General features: G+C 50.1%; 23 protein-coding genes and 1 tRNA gene. 23 read left to right on the top strand and 1 reads right to left on the bottom strand.

From position 1 onward, the window contains the following. Positions 1 to 663 precede the first annotated feature (663 nt). The 17 genes from ALFI_RS04055 to ALFI_RS03970 all read left to right on the top strand — a co-directional run bounded on the left by ALFI_RS04055 (position 664) and on the right by ALFI_RS03970 (position 15,201). Positions 664 to 1,194 carry a hypothetical protein gene (locus ALFI_RS04055; RefSeq protein ID WP_014774881.1) on the top strand — a complete coding sequence of 177 codons (531 nt, stop codon included), beginning with the start codon at positions 664 to 666 and terminating at the stop codon, positions 1,192 to 1,194. Continuing rightward, positions 1,173 to 3,983 carry a MobB family relaxase gene (gene mobB, locus ALFI_RS04050; RefSeq protein ID WP_014774880.1) on the top strand — a complete coding sequence of 937 codons (2,811 nt, stop codon included), beginning with the start codon at positions 1,173 to 1,175 and terminating at the stop codon, positions 3,981 to 3,983. Before ALFI_RS04055 ends, mobB begins: the two co-directional genes overlap by 22 nt. A gap of 41 nt (positions 3,984 to 4,024) precedes the next feature. After that, on the top strand, positions 4,025 to 4,279 hold the full coding sequence (locus ALFI_RS04045) for a hypothetical protein (protein WP_014774879.1): 255 nt from the start codon (positions 4,025 to 4,027) through the stop codon (positions 4,277 to 4,279). Next, complete coding sequence (locus tag ALFI_RS04040) at positions 4,276 to 4,572, top strand: hypothetical protein (RefSeq protein WP_014774878.1); 297 nt, start codon at positions 4,276 to 4,278, stop codon at positions 4,570 to 4,572. Before ALFI_RS04045 ends, ALFI_RS04040 begins: the two co-directional genes overlap by 4 nt. A 69-nt stretch (positions 4,573 to 4,641) precedes the next feature. Further along, on the top strand, positions 4,642 to 5,904 hold the full coding sequence (locus ALFI_RS04035; protein ID WP_014774877.1) for a type IV secretory system conjugative DNA transfer family protein: 1,263 nt from the start codon (positions 4,642 to 4,644) through the stop codon (positions 5,902 to 5,904). 21 nt (positions 5,905 to 5,925) lie between these two features. Beyond that, on the top strand, positions 5,926 to 6,213 hold the full coding sequence (locus tag ALFI_RS04030) for a hypothetical protein (RefSeq protein WP_014774876.1): 288 nt from the start codon (positions 5,926 to 5,928) through the stop codon (positions 6,211 to 6,213). A gap of 246 nt (positions 6,214 to 6,459) precedes the next feature. After that, a complete protein-coding gene (locus ALFI_RS04020) occupies positions 6,460 to 8,958 on the top strand; it encodes a TraG/VirB4 family ATPase (protein ID WP_014774874.1) in 2,499 nt (832 codons plus the stop codon). 20 nt (positions 8,959 to 8,978) lie between these two features. Next, entirely contained in the window at positions 8,979 to 9,533 is a 555-nt protein-coding gene (locus ALFI_RS04015; protein ID WP_014774873.1) for a hypothetical protein, read from the top strand. 5 nt (positions 9,534 to 9,538) lie between these two features. Beyond that, entirely contained in the window at positions 9,539 to 10,294 is a 756-nt protein-coding gene (locus ALFI_RS04010; protein WP_014774872.1) for a hypothetical protein, read from the top strand. A 2-nt stretch (positions 10,295 to 10,296) separates the two neighbouring features. After that, positions 10,297 to 10,929, top strand: coding sequence for a hypothetical protein (locus tag ALFI_RS04005; protein ID WP_014774871.1), 633 nt, complete (start codon positions 10,297 to 10,299; stop codon positions 10,927 to 10,929). Further along, positions 10,910 to 11,932, top strand: coding sequence for a conjugative transposon protein TraM (gene traM / locus ALFI_RS04000; RefSeq protein WP_014774870.1), 1,023 nt, complete (start codon positions 10,910 to 10,912; stop codon positions 11,930 to 11,932). Before ALFI_RS04005 ends, traM begins: the two co-directional genes overlap by 20 nt. Beyond that, positions 11,929 to 12,789, top strand: a complete 861-nt coding sequence (locus tag ALFI_RS03995) for a DUF4138 domain-containing protein (protein WP_014774869.1) — start codon at positions 11,929 to 11,931, stop codon at positions 12,787 to 12,789. Before traM ends, ALFI_RS03995 begins: the two co-directional genes overlap by 4 nt. 153 nt (positions 12,790 to 12,942) lie before the next feature. Then, positions 12,943 to 13,476 (top strand): hypothetical protein, encoded by a 534-nt coding sequence (locus ALFI_RS03990; RefSeq protein WP_014774868.1) that lies wholly within the window; start codon positions 12,943 to 12,945, stop codon positions 13,474 to 13,476. Between the two features lie 113 nt (positions 13,477 to 13,589). Beyond that, positions 13,590 to 13,793: a hypothetical protein gene (locus ALFI_RS03985; RefSeq protein ID WP_042493943.1), complete on the top strand. Its 204-nt coding sequence runs from the start codon at positions 13,590 to 13,592 to the stop codon at positions 13,791 to 13,793. Further along, complete coding sequence (locus ALFI_RS03980) at positions 13,783 to 14,106, top strand: hypothetical protein (RefSeq protein WP_014774866.1); 324 nt, start codon at positions 13,783 to 13,785, stop codon at positions 14,104 to 14,106. Before ALFI_RS03985 ends, ALFI_RS03980 begins: the two co-directional genes overlap by 11 nt. Positions 14,107 to 14,149: 43 nt before the next feature. After that, entirely contained in the window at positions 14,150 to 14,506 is a 357-nt protein-coding gene (locus ALFI_RS03975) for a hypothetical protein (protein WP_014774865.1), read from the top strand. Between the two features lie 221 nt (positions 14,507 to 14,727). Further along, complete coding sequence (locus ALFI_RS03970; RefSeq protein WP_042493238.1) at positions 14,728 to 15,201, top strand: DUF4238 domain-containing protein; 474 nt, start codon at positions 14,728 to 14,730, stop codon at positions 15,199 to 15,201. Between the two features lie 534 nt (positions 15,202 to 15,735). Here the strand turns inward: ALFI_RS03970 and ALFI_RS03960 are convergent. Then, positions 15,736 to 16,428, bottom strand: a complete 693-nt coding sequence (locus tag ALFI_RS03960; protein WP_014774864.1) for a S24 family peptidase — start codon at positions 16,426 to 16,428, stop codon at positions 15,736 to 15,738. Positions 16,429 to 16,532: 104 nt separating this feature from the next. On the opposite strand from ALFI_RS03960, the gene ALFI_RS16865 reads away from it, so the two are divergent. The 6 genes from ALFI_RS16865 (at position 16,533) to ALFI_RS03930 (ending at position 18,334) form a co-directional block, all read left to right on the top strand. Continuing rightward, positions 16,533 to 16,703 (top strand): hypothetical protein, encoded by a 171-nt coding sequence (locus ALFI_RS16865; protein WP_014774863.1) that lies wholly within the window; start codon positions 16,533 to 16,535, stop codon positions 16,701 to 16,703. Position 16,704: 1 nt separating this feature from the next. Continuing rightward, on the top strand, positions 16,705 to 17,244 hold the full coding sequence (locus tag ALFI_RS03950; RefSeq protein ID WP_014774862.1) for a hypothetical protein: 540 nt from the start codon (positions 16,705 to 16,707) through the stop codon (positions 17,242 to 17,244). Positions 17,245 to 17,246: 2 nt separating this feature from the next. Beyond that, positions 17,247 to 17,477 (top strand): hypothetical protein, encoded by a 231-nt coding sequence (locus ALFI_RS03945; protein ID WP_014774861.1) that lies wholly within the window; start codon positions 17,247 to 17,249, stop codon positions 17,475 to 17,477. A gap of 10 nt (positions 17,478 to 17,487) precedes the next feature. Next, positions 17,488 to 17,703: a hypothetical protein gene (locus tag ALFI_RS03940; RefSeq protein ID WP_014774860.1), complete on the top strand. Its 216-nt coding sequence runs from the start codon at positions 17,488 to 17,490 to the stop codon at positions 17,701 to 17,703. A gap of 6 nt (positions 17,704 to 17,709) precedes the next feature. Then, complete coding sequence (locus ALFI_RS03935) at positions 17,710 to 18,165, top strand: hypothetical protein (RefSeq protein ID WP_042493233.1); 456 nt, start codon at positions 17,710 to 17,712, stop codon at positions 18,163 to 18,165. A gap of 95 nt (positions 18,166 to 18,260) precedes the next feature. Next, positions 18,261 to 18,334, top strand: a tRNA-Val gene (locus ALFI_RS03930). Positions 18,335 to 18,346: the final 12 nt, after the last annotated feature.

Below are 18,346 nucleotides of genomic sequence, written 5' to 3'. Positions count from 1 at the left end.
GGCGGTTATTCCCGCCCGATGCCCCGGCTCTGCCGGGGCGAATTTTACGGACAACGGGCTTCGGAAAATTCTGGAAATTTTCCATAGCCCGGTGCCCGCCCGATGCCTTACGGACATCCGGATTTCAACGGACGAAGGCGCGATTACGCAAGCGCAATCTGACCCGAAGAGGGGCATTACGCCTTGCCCCTCTTCGGGTCGCCTTTACGTCCGCCGAATTCCGGCTGATCCTGTAACATTTTTCTGTGAACAAGCGGGAATCACGCTGAAGCGTGATTCTGTTTTTATGATTTTATTGCTAATGTGTTGATATGTAGTTGTTTATGTGGGATGGCCGGATGCAATTTTTCCTCGATTTTGTTGCATATTACGTTACATGTTTGTTGTAATGTATTGATTTGTAGAAAAATAATTGTTGCAAGTAACGTAACTGAGCCTTTTCGTTTGTTGTCTGATGGAAGAATCATTTCGCTTTGTAAAAACATTGTAAATTATTAGAATACAATTAAATAAAATATATTTATGTTATGAGCGTAATATACAAAATACACAATAAAAACATAAAAATACTTTAAATAACTAAATAACAATTATATTTGCGGTGTGAAATAAAGTGTGTTTTTTCGCTTGTTTTGGGCGATTTAATCAAATATCTCATAAAAAATGGCAAAAAAGGTTACGGGGAAACAGAGCCTTTCTGCGGTACGATTAACACAAGAAGCTAAGGAAAAGTTATGTGTTATTGCCGAGCGAAAATGTACGACTTTGGGGATTGCTGCCTCACGAATTATTCTGCATTATGCGACGAATAATTTGGATTATGAGGTCTCGGCAGGTGACGCCCTGAAAGCTATTCTCCAAAACCAAGTCGGCCATCAGGTCACGCTTGTGAAAGTTGCGGGTTCGGTATCGCGGACAGAAGATTTTATCAAGTCCCTGCTGCGTCGTGATGATCGTCCAGTGCTTTCGGAATATGCTGAGCCCGGTGCTCCGGATCTCGATGATGATTCAGCCGTCCAAACAGAGGATAGCCGACTCTCGGAAGCGCTGTCGCTTTTGGAAAAATTCTTCACAACTGCGACCGACGCCTTTGATTTCCGGGGCAACCCGATTATGCAAATCCGTCTGTCGAAAGAGGATTATGTGCGTTACAAGAGCCAATACGAAAAATTATGTATATCACAGACTATGTAGATAACACCAAATACGGTCAGAGTTCTGTGATGGATTTTGCCGGGTATCTTGAGAAGGAAAGTCTTGTTCAGGAGCAGCTGGGGAACGCTACTTCCCGGCAGTTGTCTGCATATCTGGATAAACAAAACGATTCGGTTCGTGTCGAGGGTCGCGAATATTTTTTCAACGGGCGTGGCAGTACCTTCGATTGTGAAGATGTTACGAAGGCGATCGACGCCAATGTCAAAGGTCTGAAAAAGAAGGAGGCCCGTTATTATACCTTCTCGCTTTCTCCTTCCGGCGAGGAAATCGCGCATCTGCGCCGTACCATTGCCGACACGCGGCAAGCGCTCTCCGATGCCGGTGAAGTCGTCCCTGCGGATCTCGAAGATACTCTTATGCGCACCTATCTCAAGGAATATGCGGTGAAATGTATGGATGCCTATGCCCGCAATTTCGGACACCCTGAGGTTAAGGATAACAACGATCTGTTGTGGTTCGGCATGGTCGAGAAAGACCGCTACTGGAAAAAGAGCGATCCCGAAGTCCGCAAGAATATGCAAATTTATAAGGAGATCGAGAAACTGCGGCAGCGTATTACTGAGGATAACGAGAAGGAGATCACTCGTAAGATTGCAACGCTGGAGCGGAAACTTATCCGTGAAAACAAGGTTCGTCCGGGCGGGAGCCAGGAGATCCTTCATCCGATGATGGCCAAGACCGGCGATAACTGGCACGTGCATATCGCTGTCAGCCGGCGTGATATTACGAATTCCTTCAACCTGAGTCCCAATGCCAATGGCCGAGGCAGTAAGAAGCATGTCCTGAATGGTCGGAAAGTGAGGATAGGGTTTAACCGCGAAGCCTATAAAGTCGCGTGCGAGCGAATTTTCGATAAGACCTTTGTACATAGCCGGCTCATTACCGAAAGCTATGAGCAGTCCAAGCATCTGCGCAAACAGTCTTCCTATGCGTACGAACGGCAGCTTATGAAAGATCGCGCCGTCCGGCGGCAGGAGGCCCTGGAGTTCCGCCGGCTGAAAGTCGGCAGCTATGGGGAATACTATGAAAATTTGCTGCAATGCGAATCCCTCGATGCCCGGCAGTTGTACCAGATCAAGGGGCAGTTGGTACGGCAGATCAAAGCCCTGAGTCCGGATGCGAATGCCGATGAACTGATGGAGTGCGGCTTGCACGATCTCCAGCTGGAATTGGCCCGGCTGGACACCATGCAAGGCGTGGCAATGCCTGCCTGGGCGGAAGGCGTCGCTGCGAATGTCGGAGATAAAACGATTCAGTCCGCGGGATTCCAAGGATACAGTCCGATATATACGACCCATAAATTACTGAGGCGCGGTATCGTGATGCGTCGTGCCATCGACCGCCGGCGCGAAGTTTTCGATAAGTGGGTCGAGATATACTCCGACACATGGTGCCGTGAAAATTATCTTTTCGACAGTATCAAATTGCGTCGGGATACGGACTGCTTCCTTGTAAAAACGGAATTTTTGGAGGAGAGGCTCGGGCGGTCGGTAATCCTGGACAACGCCTGTCGTTACATGGCGGATCAGGAGCGGCGTTTAGTCGCGGATTTTATCCGGGAATATTGGGCTGAAAGGGAGCCGGAGCTCGTGAACCGTCAAGCCTTCGCGCTCTTCGGTAAAGACGCTGCCGGGATCCGGGATCTGCGCGGCTTCGAGGAGATGGCGCGTGAACGGTTGCTGCCGGAAGAAGCCCGGAAGAGGGTCTCGGAAGTTGCGCAACGCTGCGAGCGGCCGCAGGATTTCGCATCGCTGAAGAACCAGATCCTCGGACTGGAACCGGAGCGTGTAAAAACCCTGACCGCGAAACTGGATTCGTATGTCGCAGAGCGGGGACAGCCGGTGGTGCGCTTGCAGGAGATTCTCGCGGATAGGGGACTGACCGTCCATGCGAAAGAGGAAACCCTATTACGCTTGGCCCTGGAGGATAAAGAACTGGATAAGGCGATCCGCGATCTGCGCCGGGGTGTCGTAAACATATTGGAAGAGGAACACCCCGACATGAAATACGGCGCTCTGCGCAAAGAACTGGGGGAAATATTCGAAGGGCTGGAGAAAGTCCAGATCGAGCGTCAGGCAGAGTTGGCGAAGGCGATAGAGGGATTTCTCGCGTCGGAACTTCCCGATTATCATGTCGTGGTCGAAAAACAGAGCCAGTTGGAGCAGTTGTTACGCGAACTGACCCCCGATCAGGATAAATATGCCGAGCGGCTGCTCGACGCGAATAACGAGTTGATGCGGCAGTTGTCGCCTCATTCTGAAAGGCTGTTCGAGCGATATGGGATGCAGCAGTTCGGCCCGGACGTCCGATTGAAAAACGAGTACGAATTCGCAGCCTACGTGGATAAGGCGTTTTCTGCGGAGCAGGCGCAATACTATAAAAAGGTTTTGCAGGAGAAGATCTATCCCCTGATCGAAGAGAAGCGCCGGGAGCTGATCCAGGAGTATGTCTCGACGAAGATTCCCTCGAAGGAACTCGCAAAGGTACGTAATCAGCAAAACTATATCAACCGTTACATCAATAAGCGGTTTTCTCCTGCTGTGGCTAAGACCTACAAGGAAGAGGTGCAGCGCAGGGTTGCGGCAGCCTGTAAACGTTCCGTACTCCCGACCCCGGAATATAAGATTTTCGGACATGCTGCGCGTCACAAAGTTGCGGTACAAGCGATGGCGAAAGCCAATCTGGTGAAGGTCATACCCCTGACGCCGCAGCAGGTGTTGCTGAAAGGCGCTTTCAAACTTTTGAATGTACTCACGAAAGGATATTGAGTTGTAAACCGACGGAACACGGATTTAAATATTTGATACAGATGAATGGATATGAATTTACATGGCTTTCTGCCATGAAGCTGCTGGGCGGGATCTTGCTGGCGGTCGTATGGTATATGATGCGTAAGCAGGCGATGCTGGATAAGAAGTACCGGGAAGAAAACGAGAAGGCCGGACAAGCTCATGGTTCCGAGCCTGTGCCGAGGCTTGTGGAGCGTTCGAATATCATTATCGCTGTCGCTGCCATGTTGTTGATAATTATAGTATTGATCCTTGGAAATCAATCGACGTTATGAACCTGCTCGAATATTTGGCGATAGCGGCAGCCCTGCTTCCGGTACTTTATATCTGGTGCAAGCCGCTGGGTGTCTGTGCTATACTTTTGGCGTTCATGGTTCCCGGCTATATCTACGTCTGGGCCGGGCTGGAGATCGTGACTTACCTTTGGTCGTGGGCGCTGCCCCTTGCCGCAGGGCTTATTGTGTTGATACCGACGTATCGGTGGGTGTATATTCGCGTTTCCCGGTGCGTTAACGGGTGGTCGAAACTGACAATGGAGGTCGAGGACAGCCGGGGCCATGTGCACTAAATCAAGCGTATCGACGACCAGACCTACATCAACGGGGGATCGGGTAGCGGAAAAACGGAGAGCTGCAACATGGCGTTTGTGCGGCATGCCGTCAGGTTCAGGATGTCCATGCTGCTGCACGACCTGAAGAAATACGAGCTTACGCAGGCAGTCTATCCGCTCTTTGCGGAGGCCGGGATTCCCTACCATGTATTCGCGTTGTTCGACTATGAGCGCTGTGTGCGCATAAATCCGATCGACCCCATGTACATCGAAGACGAGCAGTCGCTTAAGTCGAGAATCGACTCTTTCCTGATAGCTGCGCAGGGCGGTGACGCGAGAGATTCGACATCGACGGGCGGCTTCTTCAAAAATACGGCAGCCTCGCTGCTTGAAAGCATAACGTGGTATCTGAAGCTCTACAAACCGGAGTGCTGCCACCTTCCTTTTCTGATGTCGATAATAAACGATCCGGATAACCTTCATTTGAAAGAAGGCAAAAAGGTGATCCCGTTCGGAAGGCTGAAGAAGATGTTGGGCCGCGATCCGCAGGTTTCCTCTATGGCGTCGGTGTTCTTCCAGGGGGCGGATAATCCTGAAACGACGAGTAATATCCTGCAAACAGTCATTCTGGCCCTCAATACGATCAATACGGATGCGGGGTTCTTCCTGCTGAGCGGCAATGACATCGACCTGCGGATCAACCGTCCGGGGAACTGCGAAGCGCTGGCTTTGGTCAATGAACCCAAGAATTCATCCTCGAACGCTCCGATCCTGGCCATGATCGCCGATGCGGGCCTGCTGATGATGGGCGATCAGGATAACGATTATGCGGTCGCGCTGCTGGATGAAGCCGCGGAGCTTCCCAGTCCCCGCGTCCAGAACTATATGGCGTATCTTCGGAGCCTTCATGTCTGTGTGGTGTACACGACTCAGGATTTGAGCCAGATTCAACGTACCCAAGGAGGCAAGGAGTTCAACCAGCGTACAGTCCTGTCGAACCTTGCGCACCAATTCTTCGGCCGCACCCGCACGGAGCAGACCGCGAAATATTACGAGGGGCTGATGCCCCGGATCGTGAAAACCGAGAAATCCTACTCTTCGTCCTCGAACGGAACGACGGTTACGAGCCGCGGCGTCAAGCAGCCCCGCTATATAGCCAGCGATTTCTACCTCTTGAAAAAAGGGGAGTTCGTGTACTTCTACGGGGATGTCAAACGCTTCCGCTTCAAACACATCAGCGGGAAGAAAGAACTACCACCGAAAATCCGCAGTATGGATCGTGCGGCGCTGCACGAAATTGCCGTCAGAATACGCCGGGAGGCGAATGAATTTATGCAATCATTTAATTAACAATAAATTATATAAGGTGTTATGAAAAAACTGTTTTTTACGATCGTAGCGACTATTTATGCGACCTCGCTGTTCGCGCAGCAGGCATCGCAATGGAGCCTTTCCTCTGTAAAAAGCGATGTGAAGACCCTCATTCCCGTATTATTTGGTTTGGGGGCACTCGTAGCGCTGGTCTACTGGATGGTAAACAACCTGATGGATAACGGGGAAAATTATAAGAAGATCCTCTCGAACGCTCTTTATGCCGTGATCGTCATTGCGATAATTACGGGTCTGATCTATGCCGGTATGAATGTTCTGTTGCGATAATGGAGTCCTATATCAACCGACGCTTACGCGACCGCGTAATGGTCGCAGGCATGCCTGCGGAGCGATTCATGGCATGTGTGGGTATTGCCTGCATACCGATCCTCATAGTCATTTTCAATCCGCTTTTTGTCCTGTTCTGGATTCCGTGGGGAGTTGTCGTTTTTTGGATATTCCGCAATATAGACCGCCTGTCCCGGAACCTGACTTATGGGAAACAGTTCCCCTCTCACTTAAAAAACCGTTGATATGCTCGTAGCTGTATTCATACTGTTCATAGGGATCGTCGGGCTGGTGCTTTATCTTGTCGTGCAGTCGTATTCACGCGCAAGGAGCGAGCAGTACGATGCCTCGTCCCTGGTCGAGGAGTACGCGAACAACAGGATGATAACGCAGCAGGGGGACGTCGTATTCTGTTACCGTCTTCTGTTACCGCCGGCCTATTCCTATACTGCGGAGGCATACGACCAGATCGTAGAGATCTGGCGCGTGGCATTGAAGGATCTGCCGCGGGGTACGATCATCATGCGCAGCGACCGTTATGACCGGTCGTACTTCGATGCGTCGTGTATGCCGGAGATGTCCTATATCCAGCGCGAGGAAAAGGCATATGCCCGGTCGCGCCTGAAAACCAACGGAACGTCGTACCTGTTCATCGTCTATACGGGTTTCCGAGAGACGCGCAATCCCAAATCACAGAACCCTTTTGTCACCCTTTCGCATAAGGAATTCAAGGAAGAGGATGGCGCCTATTCTCATTTCCTGAATACGCTGGATTCGATGTATTTGCAGTTGCAGGGATCGGGACTGCTGGATATTCGGCCTTTGTCCGAGCCGGAGATCCGGGAATATATGCACTACTATTTCAACGGTTATCAAAGCGATTTCCTGACGGATGTTTACGCTACGAAACGCTATGTCCGTGCCGGCGATAACTATGTCGGAGCTGTGAGCATCGAGCATGAACGCCAGTTCCCCGAAGTGCTGCGCACGCCCTATCCGGGCCGTGGGGTGAAAGTTCCGATCGGCACGCTCGAAGATTTGGGTATCGGCTTGCCTTTTCCGCACATCTGCAACCAGATCATTACGATTACCGGGCATGATACGGAGTATGCCATGATCGAGGCGACGTTGAAAATGCTGCGAAAAAACCGTGGTTTTTCGGACGATGCCGAGGATCAGCGCAATAGAATGGAAACGACCCGCCATAATATCGGTGACAACATGGAGGCGATGCTTGTCCGGGGGCATACGAATATCATCTACTGGGGCGAAAGCGAACAACAGGTCAAGGAATACCGGACGATCGTCACGAATTTCCTCAAGCAGCAGCGGCATTTCGAGCCTGTGGTGCCGACGGGTGTGGAATTGCGAAATGTCGTCTACTGCTCCAATCCTGCGACCGTGGCGTGCATGGACAGCGATGCCTATTATATCGCGGATATAACACAGGCTATCGCGTTGTTCCAGAATGTCGGGGGATACGAGTCGGATGCCGAGGGTGTGTTCTTCAGCGATCCTGTGGATCATATGCCGCTTCGCTATGATCTTTACGATGCGAATAAGAAGTATGCGGATTCGAGGAATATCGCCGTGGTCGGTATGACGGGAGGCGGTAAAACCGTGACCTTGGAGAAGGTCGTGGATGCCTACCACCATGATAAGACAGCCGAATACATCAATATCATTGTGGATTGCGGCGGCTCTTACGACAAGGCCGCGCGTTTGTACGATCCGGAAGAAGTGTTCACTTTCAGATATAGCCCCAGTGAGGCATTGGGACTCGATCCGTTCGCTTTCGGCTCTTCGTCCGAAGAGGAGCGGGTCGACGATATTTGCGAGACATTGTGGCTTATCATCAAGCCTGATGCGGTGCCGTCGGCCGAGGAGAGGGTCTCGCTGCGCAAAATCGTTATGATGTATTTGCACTTGCCTTTAGAGTCGTCGTGGCGCGGGTTCTATGCGTGGTTGAGCAATAATTACGCTGAAATTCTGGATGGATGCCAGATCCGGCCGGAGTATTTCAATATAAACCAGTTCATACATAACGGCAGCGAGTGGTGCTGTGGGGGTGTCTATGAGAATGTGCTGGCCCAAAGCGACAATCCTACGGCACGGCTCAAGGGTAAGCGGCTGCTGATCTTCGAATTGGAGAATATCAAGGCCAAGCCCCAGTTGCTGAGTATCGTAGTCCACCTGATCGGTATTGCGATCCGCACCCTTGTCTGGGAACAGCCCGGCAAACGAGGATTCATTATTTACGAGGAGTTCGCGGAGCTGATGCAGATGGACATGATTTTTTCGGCCGTGTTATATCAGATGCAGGCGATTCGCAAGAAGGACGGCTCGGCATGTATCGTTCTGCAGAACCTCGACCAGCTGGCCTTGAATGCCGGGGATCGCTACAAGAAAGAAGGCGGAGCTGCGGGTGCGCTGATGAAAAATATCGCCACGACGATATTTCTCGCCGGGGCAGATCCGACAGGCTTCGAGAAGTATGCCAAGCGGTTCTCGGAGCATGACCGCAACTGTGTCCTTGCCCTTGAGAACAACTATACGGATGATCCCAGATACTCGTCGTTCTACATTTTCCGCCAGAAGAAATCTACGATAATGACGCTTTGCGTCAGCCCGAGGACGTATCTGGCGTTCCAGACCGAAGGTAAGATATGCAATGAGTTGGGCAAGTTGTATGAAGAAACGCAGTCGATGGCCGCGGCGATCGAACTCTATGAGAAAGAACATTAATAATTTAATATTTACAGACTATGAAACGGATATTATTAGCAGGATTATTTATACTGGGATGGGGTGTCGCACAGGCTCAGGTGGCCGTCGTGGCTCCGAGCTTGGAGTTGCAGGAGGCGATGAACCATGCCGAGCAACTGCAACAGATGGTGCAGACCTATCAAACGATGGTCAACGTCAAAGACGGTATCAACAAGGGCATCGACGCGGTTGAAAAGGTGAATAATAAACTGGCCACGATCCGGGACGTGCAGGAGATAGCGACCCGGTCGGCCGCGTGCGTGGGGCGTATCAAGCAGGTCTATGAAATGATCGGCAACCTTCGGCTCGATGTGCAGTACACCACGAGTTTGGTTGATTTGTGCAACCAGGTGACGCGCGAATGTATCGACGTGACGGCTTACGGGGCCCAGGTCTTTTCGGACAGGTTTCTGGTGATGAGCGATGCGGAGCGCCTTGCCGAGACCCGTAAAGTCCTCGACGATCTCGACCGGCTGAACTCGCAGGTCAGCTATATCGACGTCCAGGCTAAAGCGATCAAGTACAACAGCGAAATGTTAAACACCTATTTCTGAGCGATATGGGCTTCGATTTTCTCACAGACCTATCCAACATGCAGGTTGAGATCCCGCCTGAAGTAAGTCGTCTTGCGGGGTTCTTCGTGCTGTTGCAGGGCGGTATGATCTATCTCCAGAAGAAGAATAATCCCGCGAAGGATATTTGGGAAGATCTCTCCTGGGTATTCCTGGGCGGATTGTTCGTGTATTTGTTTCCGGAGCTGATACGATTCATGGAGACATTGGTCAATGCCCTAATGCCTATCGAGCTCCATGCCGATAGCGCCATCGCGGAATTTATGAAGGAGTCGAATCTCGGCGACGGGTCTGTTCCGCCGCCTGATTCCTCCACGTCATTCGGGAATATACTTATGAATGCGTTTCTCAAGAGCGGGACAGGTCAGAATGCAGCGGGTTATCTAATCGCCCAGGGAGTCCTGAAACCTTTTGCCGACCTGGTGAATTACCTGTGCTTCCCGACGTTTCTGACGATACGTGCCGTAGGGCTGAAGGTTATCTACTGGAGCGCCCCGTTGATTTTGGTGCTGGGGGCCATGTCGCCTTTCCGGTCGCTTTGGAAGCAGTGGTTTATGATCTATATCGCCCTGCTGGCCTGCAGCCCCATGTTGTATGTCGCGGATTCCTTCTGCGAGGAATGTTTCAGAATTTACGCTTCGGACGCAAGTTCGCCCATCCTCGGCTTCTTTATGATCGCCATGGCCCGATTCAAAGCCTACCAAAGCGTCATGGAATTGAGTTATAAATTATTCAGAATGTAGCTATGATCCCTGAAAAAATACAGTCGTTTCGAAAAATACTGGAGCGTAACAACCTGATTACCGTCCTGTGCCTGCTACTGGTGCTGGTGTCGTTTATACTCAACTATCTCGAACGTCGGGAAACGCTCGGCAAGCAGCTGGAGTTCTCCTACTACGTGGCTACGGACGGAGAAGTTATTCCGGCACGGTATGCCCAGCGCAGGGATAATATCGAGATCGAGATTCGCCATCACCTGGCCATGTTCGTCGATGATTGGTATGCCTTGACGCAGGATACATGGGAGGCGAAGGCCGAAGCCGCCGGGTGGCTCGGCGGCAACAGTATCCGGGATATGTATATCGCGCGCAGGGAAGCCGGTTTTTTCAATCGCTTTATCCAGGGTAACATCCGCTATGAGGCCAAGATCGCGGAACTTCGGATCACGCCGAACGAGGATGGCACCTTTGCGTTCGAAATGGCGGTGGATCTTCATGAAAAGGGCACCGGCTACGCCCGGCTCTGGCGAGTGTTCGCCGACGGAAGTATCCGGGTGATCGAGCGCAGCTGGCCCAACAACCCGCACGGCCTGTGGATCGAGCCGTTTTTGGAACGGAAAATAATTCAAGTCAAGGAAGATGAACAAGCAGTTAATTAAAATCAGCGTGATAGTCATTGGAGCCTTGGTTCTGCTGGTTCTGGCGCTTTATCTGATGAAGAAGGATCAGGATAGGCCCGGCAAGAGGAATTCCGTGGAGACGATCGGCGAAGCGATTGCGGATAAGACCTTCACGACAAAATCAGAAGCGTATATGGCCTACGCCAATGAAAAGGATGAATTCTACCGGCGTTCAGCCGCGAGCTTCGCACCTCCGCCCGCCGTAAGTAAGAAACCCGAGGCTGAAAAGGCTGCGGCCGCGGCTTCCGCAGCTCCGGCCGTAGAGAATAAGGCGCAGGAGATCCGGTTCGAGCAGGCGTACGAAGAGATCTCCCGGAATGTCCGGAGCATATACGAGGAAGCGCCTGACGATACACGGACGGTGGCACGGGAGCAGCCGGAAGTTGCGACGCAGCAGACACCCGCTGCGGACGTGCCGCCGGCTCCGGCCGAGACGCCCGAAGAACGACGTCGGCGGGCCATGCGCCAGAACTGGGGTATGGGCAGCCCTTCCGAGGCTGCCCGGAGCGATTCCGCACGGCCTGCGATGTTCCGGGCCGTGATACACGGAACGCAGATAGTACGCAGTGGCCAGACCGCTTTGTTCCGGACAAAGGAGCCGATCCGCTATGGTGCTGTCACGATCCCGGAGAATACGCTTCTGGCCGGATATACGCAGATCTCCGAGAACCGTCTGACGATAAATATAAATTCCGTACGCCTCGGCAACGGCGTTTTCGCATTGCCGTTGGAAGTGTATGGATCGGATGGGATCGCCGGCATTCCGCTGGACTATGACGAGGTGGGGAAAATAACCAACTCGGAATCGTCCTCGTCGATGTTGCAGGAGGCGAGCACGGCGATGTCAGCCTATGGAGGTACGATCGGCCGTGTCGTCGGGTCTGTCGTGTCCGGTGTGGGCAATCAGGTGCGCTCTGCAAAAAGCACCGAGGTGAAGCTGATAGATAATCAGACCGTAATACTTAAAATCGTAGAAAAATGAAGAGATTATTATTCTTGATGCTGGCCGGGTGTCTGGCAACTACATCGTACGGCCAGAATACGATCGAGTGGCGTAAAGACAAGGTGACGCAAATGATCTTTCCTGCGGATATTGTCAAATTCAGGACTGGTTACATCGCCGGGCCCTCGGATAATTTCGACGCTTTGACACAGAGTGACGGCAAGGTGCTCTACATCCAGCCGGTTATGCCGCTGGATGAAACGAACCTCAATGTCGTGACCAGCGATGGTTACTACTATGCCTTTAATCTGGTGTATAACGATGCCGCGAAATGCGTGAACTACATTATTCGGCCGGCAATGGCATTTTATCAGGACGAAGCCGGGAGGCAGGATGCCCCGGCTGTGGCGGAACCGGGCGTGCCGGACGTCGATGCGGTCGCGGCAGCCGAAGCAGTGCTGCCTGATTCCGCATCCCTGTTTTCAAAGGTGAGCGAACAAGGGGCATACCTTGTGACCAACAATGTTGCGAAACTGCAAAAACTGATTTTCGTGCTCAAGGGCGTGTATGTCGATAGGACGCATATATTTTTCAAATTCAGCATTCAGAACAATAGCAACGTGCCTTTTGATGTAGACTATATCGCCTTTTCGGTTACGGCGAGGAAGACCCGGAAAACATCTTCTCAGGAGCGGTTGCAGATCCTGCCTGTCGGGGCCGATGTCGATGTCCATACGATAGGGGCGAAGAGTATAACCGAGGTGATCTATTGCTTTGAGAAGTTTACCATAGGTAAGGATAAGGTGCTGCTGGCTGAAGTGCTCGAACAGGGCGGGGATCGAAATATCGGGCTGCGAATCCCAGAAACGTTCATTATCGAAGCCCGCAAGCTATGAGGTTTTTTCGGATGGGGTTGTCGGGGTATCTCTCTTCGGGGGCGGAGCTCGGCAATATGACGGGGAAAGCGATTTTATCGCTACTCGGAACGCTGATCGAAGAGGTCGGCATTTTCGCTCGCGGCAAGTATAATAACTTTAAAAATAGAAGAAATGATAAAAAAGGCATTGGTGGTGGCTGTCATGTTGCTTGCGGCCATGAGCGCTCGGGCGCAGATCGGGTATAAGGGGCAGGTGGCTCTTGGAGTCAGCGGTGGAATAAGCAATGTCGGAGGGTTCGTCAGCACCGTGCGGATCGACAGCTATCTTTCAGAACGTTCGATCTTGGGGGCCGGGATTATCCTTGACCGAACCCGTTATGACGCGACGCAGGGCGACTCGTTCCATACGTCGCAGTGGCTTGGGGTATTGCACTACCGGTATGCGATCCCGCTGGGACGGTTTATCGTGTCGCCGACAGGCGGCGTACTTCTGGGCGGGGAGCAGTGCGATCAGCGATCCCGCCAAGGGAACATTCTGCCTTACGGTAACCAGTTTGTTTACGGCCTCATGTTGCAGTGTGACGTCGAGTATGTCCTCGGCCGGCATTGGGCTATTGCTCTGGAGCCCCGTATGACCTACCTGATAAAGACTCAGTTCGATAATGTTAAGATGATGGCCAATATCGGGCTGAAGTACTATTTTTAATCATCGTCCATAAAGTCTATACGATGGTATAAATGGGTTTTGAGTGAAAAATATTGGAAACGAAATTGTTTCTTGACGAAATGCTTACTATCTTTGTGCCAAAGATATATCTTATGACACTGAAAGAAGCATTCTCTTTATTGATAACGCAGCCTCTTTGGTACAAAAACAGCGAATATATCAGACAGCAGGCTGTGCGGGACAAACGCCTGTTCTTAGCCGGCAGGTCTATTCCTGAAGAGCGTATGAGGCACTATTTGAAAACAGCCGGCTGGGAGCAGACCCAAGAAGAACAATGGGAAAAAGATGGAAAATAAGGATTGGGCATACCAAATTATCGACAACGATGCTATCAAAATGAATAACGGGGATAACATGGTCGATGTGTCTACGGCTTATCTGGCTATTGACCGTGCCCGGTCTGATGAACGGCATCAGTTATTGGCTGGCTGGGAGCCTACAACGAAGTCAGTTCCGACGACCGGCCTTGTTGATGTCCTTTTTTCAGACGGGACGATCCGGAAGATCGTGGGCGACCATGTATGTAACTGGGTTTATCCTTATATCGAAACCGGATATGCTGTTGCATGGAGGCTGCGGAAAGTCGATACCGAACAAGTAGATGAATAACAGACAATTTCTTCCCTTCACGACTCAACAAATTGGATGAAATATGCCGGAGACTGAAGATAAATTGAGATTGAGCCTGATGGCCTATCCGTTTCCCGAGATCAAACGTGTCGAAGAGGTATTCTCCACGCTGAAGGCAGATGCGGCATTGCTTGAGGAGGCGAAGCGCCGCGGGTTCTACATGGGGCATACGAAAGCCAACCAGATGTTCGGCTGGTTGTTTGGCGGTGGTCGCATAATGATAAAGCCGGAAGCCGATACGGAATTTGTCCGGCGGGCGATCCCGTATCTGAAGGCATTACTGAACAGCTATGCCTTGAAACATGAAGAGAAGGAGGCGATATGTGCAATGCTTCTGGACGAGATTGCTGATGACGTACTGCCAGAACCTAAAAAATAACTGAAAATTTATGCCGAAGGGAGAATATACACGTACAGAGGCCGGGCGACGAGCTTATTTCGTTGTTACAGGAGTAGAGTTGCCGGACACGCTAACTCATGATGAGATCAAAGCACATTCGCATGTGCTGCCACAAGATCTGTGGAGGCGCTACCATGAGTCCTATCTCAATTTTATGAGTATTGGGCGGCATGAATATTTAACAAAATATCACAAAAAACATGGCTGTTGATACCAAAATACAAGATGAGTCGGAATATAATGAAATTGTAGAGACTACTAAAAAAGCACATGCGATAATTGAGAAATGGGCCGCAGAAAACGGCGTTAACTTATCTCCGAAATTTATCGAGAAAAAGCGAAATCAGCATTATGTCCCTCGTTGCTATTTGGAATTATGGCATAATTCGGAAAAAACGCTTTATCAGTCTATAAAAGGTGGCGAGCCAATCCCAGTTAGAGGCGACTTGAAAAAAGTTGCCCAAAGCAAAGATTTTTATAGGGTTCAACCGATCACAGAGAAAGACAGAGATTTCTTGCTGTGGCTCGTGAAAACTGTAAAAAGTCCTGATATATCTAATTTTTTAATAGATTTTATAAAGATATATGAACTTACTGGAGGTCTTATGGGCAGACAAACGAAAAGTACAAAGAGGATAGCAGGAAAAGCAGTACAGCATACAGAAAACCAATAACTTACAGCAGAGCGTCAAATTTTGGCTCGAAAAACGAAATGTGATTTATTGGGATTATACCGTGATTTGACGGCCTCGGACGGCTCCGGTACTTGGATTTAGATTCGATTTTACAGGCGTGTATTGGGATTGCACGCTTTTTTTGTGCCCGTTTCCTAACGAGAACCACCTGACGGCGCGAAATCGGCGAAAAAAGGGCAAAGCAGCCCGGTGTTTAATCGCTCCTTAAACAGCCTTTGAAAACCGGGCCATATTTCGACCTTTCCCCGAAAATTGTACATTTCGTTTTGTCGAAAAAACGGGCATTTTCGGAGTTGGACGGACAGTTGGGCGGACAGTTGGATGGACAAATTAAGCCGATTCAACCCCCTATAATACCATATTTCAATCAAAAAACGGGCATTTTTCAGCGATTCGACCCCCTATAATACCAAAAAAACACCGGTAAATCACGGTGCTTTTTGCTATTTATAAGTCTTGTTTTCAGTTCTTTATGCCGATATTTCGGTAAAAATGGCACAAAAAAAATATTTTTCACCCCATTGTGTTGAATCTGACGCTGGCTTTTACCAACGCGACCGCACGAATTGAATCCCTCGGAATTTCTTGCGGGGCATGGTGGGGATTGTGGCTTACCAGCCGCACAAATCCTTCAACCTCTGACTTCTGTACGTATTTGATAGTGATGTAGTCTTCGCCGTCAAGCGTGAAAGATAAAAGATACATTTCGCCCCACAGCAAACAGCCGTTTGTGTTGTTGATCTCCTTGTATAGAACAATATCGCCGCTTTTAAGAAGCGGGTACATGGAATCCCCTCGAACATATATAGCCCCATCGCAGGGCGGCAGATTAGGTATTTGCAAATGACTGATAGGGGTCGGGCGTGTTGTATCAGCAAAGAGCGCCACCAGTCCAGCCGCAGCGTCAAGTTCGTAAAGAGGCACGCTCTGTAAATCCAATGTCCGGTCCGTTCGTAAAGGAAACTGCTCGGCAATATTCACCCCAGATAATTGTGTATCCTCAGTATTGAGCATATTGCCTTTATCCATAACCAGCCATTCAAGGCTTAAATCAGGGAATTTGTTGATAATTATCTTTGCCTTGTCTACTCCCAGCGATTTCCCACTATCCAAAAAGCCTACCGACAGCCCTGTTTGGTTGTAAAATCTATTTTTGCTAATTCCCTTATATTCAAGGTATTGTTTTATTTTGTCCTTTTCATTCATAAAAAATGATGATTTTTATCTTGCCAAGTAAAGATAATTATCTATATTTGCATCGAGGTTTCAAATGTAACCTTGGCGACAAATATACGAAAATAATTGAATCTATGGCAAAAGTACTCGTGGAGCATGGCGAGGTCGCAAAACTGGCGCGGCTGTTCGGTATAGCCCGAAAAACCGTCAGCGAGGCATTGAGTGGTCAGACCAATACCGACCTCGCAAAGAAAATCCGCAAAGTGGCAATCGACCGCGGCGGAGTAGTAAAGAATAATAAATGATATGAAAAAAATCCATCACATCTGCCGATGTACCGGACAGCAGTTCACTTTTGAGGAGTGGTGCTCATATCTGGACGCAAAGCGGGTCGCCGGAATTGATACCGGAAAAGAATCTGTGCTGCAATATCACGGCTTCAACTTCAATGTCACTGATGTGTGTGTCACACCGAACACTCCCGTGTACTTATCAAACCGCTATTGCTATGTCAAAATCCGTACTGCTCAATCTCCCAATGGACGCTGGGATTACGGCAAAGACTATTCGACAAGTAAATCGGGCAGCCATTGTGCAGCAGGTTTCATAGACATGCCAAATGGTGGCTATGCGACGGAGAACGAGGCAATATTAGCTGCATTGGAAGAAGCCCGCCGCCATTTTGAACAAGAATTACCATACTGTATCAAAGAGCGTGATTATGATTCCGGCGACAATTCCGATGTTGTCAAACCGAGCGCGATTGCACCGTACATCCGCAATATGATTAAGCAGATAGATGATAAGCGGCGCGAACTTACATTCACTCAATTAGCCTTATTTTGATTATGAACAACACACGCAGAAAACACCTCCGGGACCTTATCGAGAAGACGGAGGGTATCAAGTCGGAGATCGAAGAGATCAGAACCGAAGAGGAGGAGTATTACAACAACATGCCCGAAGCCTTCCAAGACGGCGATAAAGGCGACCGCGCCCAGACGGTGATTGAGTACCTCGACGAAGCGATGACGGCCGCGGGTGATGTCATCGAGAACCTAACCTCGGCAACAGAATAACCGAACCCTTATGAAACGCTTTCTGAAATATTGGACTATCCGGCTGCTGGGCCGTGAGTTTGTCGCACTGCCTAAAACGTGCAAGCTGGTCGGGCTGTGGTGGTGTCTGGCGCTGGTGCTTGTATGCGGCTGGGCCGACACGAACCCCCTGTGGTCGCACCTGCTGACCGTCGGGAATTTCGTTGCAAGCTGCGTAGCACTCCGGAAAATTGAATGTGTAAAATAAACTTCTATGGAAAAGTATTACAGAATCTCCCGCGACGAATTGGAGCGAATTATCGAAATGGCTGCTAACTCGGCAGTTTCGAAGTTTTCACAACAAATCGAGATAGCGCAGAAGGCGGCTCCGGTATATGTTCCGGGAAAGGGAATTTCGGCAAAGCGCTCAAAAGTTGCGCACAAACCTCGACGCGATCAAAACACTTGCATTTATAGGGCTCAAATATGTGATCAAGCATTTTCCGGAACTCACTACGAGAAATTGTTGTCGGCTGTCCGTGCCGGAAATATACAAGGTCAAATAGACTATCTTCTTGAAATTGAGAATTCGGTAAACAAACGTCATCGTGCGATGTCGCTGGCGATTGTATCGCGCACTCGATTCCTCGAAGGCGTGCGACGTTTTTTAGAATTGCAAGGATTGTCTCTCGATAAGCGTGTAGAGCGCCTATATCATTGTAGTTTATGACATAATTTAGTCGCCACGGCGCAATCTTCTTATCCATAATCGCAAAGTTTGTAGTTGAACGCACAAATATAGCGATTTCAGCGGGAAACCGCGACTCCCGTGTAGCTCAATGGTGGAGCGGCACATTACAAGGCGATGACGGTTGCCGGTTCGAATCCGGTCACGGGAGCAACAACAAAAG

Origin of the sequence: Alistipes finegoldii DSM 17242, assembly GCF_000265365.1 — a bacterium.
Lineage (GTDB): Bacteria > Bacteroidota > Bacteroidia > Bacteroidales > Rikenellaceae > Alistipes > Alistipes finegoldii.
This window is presented reverse-complemented; position numbering and strand designations above follow the sequence as displayed.